The 3,834-nt window shown below is 60.7% G+C and carries 4 protein-coding genes; 1 reads left to right on the top strand and 3 read right to left on the bottom strand.

The genetic code is table 11. The features are described from left to right. Positions 1 to 46: 46 nt before the first annotated feature. From ctaD to Q7O19_RS13260, 3 genes are all read right to left on the bottom strand, one after another. The gene (gene ctaD, locus Q7O19_RS13270) at positions 47 to 1,684 is read right to left on the bottom strand and encodes a cytochrome c oxidase subunit I (RefSeq protein WP_303810964.1); all 1,638 of its coding nucleotides are present in this window, start codon (positions 1,682 to 1,684) and stop codon (positions 47 to 49) included. Between the two features lie 23 nt (positions 1,685 to 1,707). Next, positions 1,708 to 2,682: a cytochrome c oxidase subunit II gene (gene coxB, locus Q7O19_RS13265; RefSeq protein ID WP_303810963.1), complete on the bottom strand. Its 975-nt coding sequence runs from the start codon at positions 2,680 to 2,682 to the stop codon at positions 1,708 to 1,710. 137 nt (positions 2,683 to 2,819) lie between these two features. Next, positions 2,820 to 3,641 carry a crotonase/enoyl-CoA hydratase family protein gene (locus Q7O19_RS13260; RefSeq protein WP_303810962.1) on the bottom strand — a complete coding sequence of 274 codons (822 nt, stop codon included), beginning with the start codon at positions 3,639 to 3,641 and terminating at the stop codon, positions 2,820 to 2,822. A 29-nt stretch (positions 3,642 to 3,670) separates the two neighbouring features. Between Q7O19_RS13260 and Q7O19_RS13255 the strand changes: the two genes are divergently transcribed. Then, a partial coding sequence (locus Q7O19_RS13255; protein ID WP_303810965.1) for a (2Fe-2S)-binding protein occupies positions 3,671 to 3,834 on the top strand: 164 nt, incomplete at its 3' end.

Raw genomic sequence — 3,834 nt, 5'->3', positions numbered from 1 at the left:
CGTCTGGCCTGTCGGGGGGCAGGTCGCCCTGCCCCCGGATCGCCGGTTACTTGATGACCGGCAGGGTTTCGAACTGGTGGAACGGCGGCGGGCTGGACAAGGTCCATTCCAGCGTGGTGGCGCCTTCGCCCCAGTAATTGTCTTCCACCTTGCGGCGCGAAGCCAGGCTGACAATCAGGTTGAGAAAGAAGAACACCATGCCGATGGCCATAATGCCGTAGCCATAGCTGGCGATCTGGTTCCAGTAGGCATAGGCATCCGGATAATCGGCGATACGACGCGGCATGCCATCCGAACCCAGGAAGTGCATCGGGAAGAACAGCACGTTCACGCCAATAAAAAAGATCCAGAAGTGCAGCTTGCCGAGCGTCTCGTTATACTGCCTGCCGAACATCTTGCCGAACCAATAATACCAGGCGGCGAAGATGGCGAATACGGCACCCAGCGACAGCACATAGTGAAAGTGCGCCACCACATAGTAGGTGTCGTGGAAATAGGTATCCACGCCGGCGTTGGACAGCAGCACGCCGGTAACGCCGCCCACGGTGAACATGAAGATGAAACCGATCGCCCACAACATCGGGGTCTTGAAGCTGATGGAACCGCCCCACATTGTCGCGATCCAGCTGAAGATCTTGATGCCGGTAGGCACCGCGATGATCATCGTGGCGGCGGTGAAATACATCTTGGTGTTCACGTCGAGGCCGACGGTGAACATGTGGTGCGCCCAAACGACAAAGCCGATGAAGCCGATGGCGACCATGGCATAGGCCATGCCGAGATAGCCAAAGACCGGCTTCTTGCTGAAGGTGGACACAACCTGGCTGACGATGCCGAAGCCCGGCAGAATGAGGATATAGACTTCGGGATGGCCGAAAAACCAGAATAGGTGCTGATAGAGCACTGGATCACCACCGCCATCAGCCGAGAAGAAGTGCGTGCCAAAATTGCGGTCGGTCAGCAGCATGGTGATGGCACCAGCCAGAACCGGCAGCGACAGCAGCAGCAGGAAGGCGGTGACCAGCACCGACCACACGAACAGCGGCATCTTGTGCAGGGTCATGCCCGGTGCGCGCATGTTGAGGATGGTGGTGATGAAGTTAATGGCGCCCAGGATCGAGCTGGCGCCAGCGATGTGCAGCGACAGGATCGCCATGTCGACAGCCGGGCCAGGGTGGCCGGAGGTGGAGAGCGGCGGATACACCGTCCAGCCGGTACCGGCGCCATTGGCGCCTGCCGGGCCTTCGACGAACATCGAGCCGCACAGCAGCAGGAACGACGGGACCAGCAGCCAAAACGACACGTTGTTCATGCGCGGGAACGCCATGTCGGGCGCGCCGATCATGATCGGTACAAACCAGTTGCCGAAACCACCGATCATGGCGGGCATGACGGTGAAGAACACCATGATCAGGCCGTGGGCGGTGATGAACACGTTCCACAAATGGTTGGCCTGATCGACATTGCCCTGGGTCATGAAGGTGAGCCACTGGATGCCCGGCTCAGCCAGTTCGAGACGCATGACGCCCGAAATCGCGCCGCCAATGGTGCCGGCGATGATCGCGAAGATCAGGTAGAGCGTTCCGATATCCTTGTGGTTCGTCGAAAAGAGCCAGCGCTGGATGAAGCCGGGCTTGTGATCATGATCGCGGTCATTGGCACCGGCGGTTGCGGCGTGAGCCATGATACGGGTCCTCTTCTCGAATCTTACTGGGCAGCCGGAGCCGCCGCAGCCGCAACAGCGGCCGGGGCAGCTGCATCGGCAGCGGGAACGGCGGTGGGAGCAGCTTCTGCAGGGGCGGCGGCTTCAGCCACCTTGGGCTCAATGCCATTTTCCTTCTGCTTGGCGGCAACCCAAGCATCAAACTGCGCCTTCGGCAGCACTTCGATGGCGATCGGCATATAGGCATGCTTGGTGCCGCACAGCTCGCTACACTGACCAAAATACACGCCCGGACGATCGGTCTTGAACCAGGTTTCGTTGATGCGGCCCGGCACGGCATCCATCTTTAGATAAAAGGCTGGCATGGCGAAACTGTGGATCACGTCGGCCGCCGTGGTGAGGATCTTCACCGTGGCACCAACCGGCACCACCACGCGGTTATCGACATCGAGCAGCTTGGGCGTGCCGCGCGCGGCAGCCTCCTCGTTGGTGAGCATCACCGAATCGAAGGTGAAGCCGCCCTGATCGGGATACTCATATTCCCAATACCATTGGTGACCGATGGCCTTGATGGTGATATCGGCCTTGGGCGGATCATATTGATTGGCCAGCAGGCGGAAGCTTGGGAAAGCGATGGCCACCAGGATCAGCGCCGGAGCCACTGTCCAGATCACTTCAATAACGGTGTTGTGGCTGGTCTTCGACGGCACCGGGTTAGCCGCGGCGCGATAGCGGAAGATCGTCCACGCCAGTAGGATCATTACGAACATGGCGACGCCGGCCATCACCGGGTTCAGTACCCAGTTGATCATGTTGTGGGCTTCCACCGCGATATCGGTGGCGGGCAACTGCAGATCCCAGCCACCACGCGGCACGCCATAATCCGCCGACGGCGCCGTGAGCGCCGGCACGGCCGCGGGCACATCGGTGGTGGCCACCGGCGGCACCGGCGCAGCCGCCACGGCTTCCTGTGCGAAACTGCGTGCCGAAGCGCCCATCGCCCCGGCGGAAATGATCATCGATATGATGCGGCGCATACTGCCCCTAGCCTGAAACGAGCGGACTGAGCCGCCAAAAGATGAATTTGCTATGCCGCGCTGCAGCGCAACAGGCAAGCGGAAACCCCGGTCAAAAGCGCACAGGGCCCGCCAAATTGTCAGGCTTTCAGGTTTGCATAGGTGGCAGATAGCCGCGCCATTTGCGCCTTCACGGCTTCCTTCATGTCTTCGCCCTGCAGCATCCCGGCATTCCAGACCGCCACATACTCAAGGCCATCGGAAATCGAATGTTCGCGGCCGTAGTTCAGCACCTGCTTGATGCCGGTGATGGCCAGCGGGGATTTGGCGCAGATCTCGCGGGCCATCACCTCTGCGGCAGCCAGCGCGTCGGCATGTGTGTCTTCCACCCGATTCACAAAGCCGTAGCGCAGCGCCTCGGCGGCCGGGAACTTGCGGCCAGTATAGGCCAGTTCGCGGATCAACCCCTGTGGCAGCAGGTGCGGGATGCGCTGCAGCGTGCCGACATCGGCAACGATGCCGACATTGATTTCCTGGATGGTGAAATAGGCTTCCGATGAACAGATGCGGATATCGCAGGCGGTGACCAGATCGACGCCGCCGCCGATGCAGCCGCCCTGCGTCACCACGATCACCGGCACCCGGCAATCATCGATGACGTTGAAACTTTGCTGCAGCTCCTTCACGTGGCGACGGAAGGCTTCGCGCTGGCGACCAAGATCGCCGCCCGTGCTCGCCGCTGCATTCTGCCCGGCCCAGTTGAGATCGAGGCCGGCAGTGAAATGCTTGCCGGTCGAGGCGAGGATGACACAGCGCACATCCATGTCATGGGCGATGGCATGAAATACCTGCACCATTTCGGGCCAGAAATCGCCGTTCATGGTGTTGAGTTCGGCGGGGCGGCACAGGGTGATGCGAGCGATGCCGTCGCTCACGCTGTAATCGAGGGTCTTCAGTTCCATCGCAGCCTCCACAAGTCTATGGGAGAGAAATGACCAAGTTCACCGTCAACGGCAATCCTGTCGAATTTCTGATGCAGCCTGATACGCCGCTGCTGTGGGCGCTGCGCGATGCGGCGGGACTGACCGGCACCAAATATGGTTGTGGTGCCGGCTTGTGCGGCGCGTGCACCGTGCATGTGGATGGCAAGGCAAC

This window comes from Sandarakinorhabdus limnophila DSM 17366, from assembly GCF_945882885.1.
Lineage (GTDB): Bacteria > Pseudomonadota > Alphaproteobacteria > Sphingomonadales > Sphingomonadaceae > Sandarakinorhabdus > Sandarakinorhabdus limnophila_A.
The sequence above is the reverse complement of the archived record's forward strand: the minus strand, read 5'-3'. Positions and strand labels throughout refer to the sequence as shown.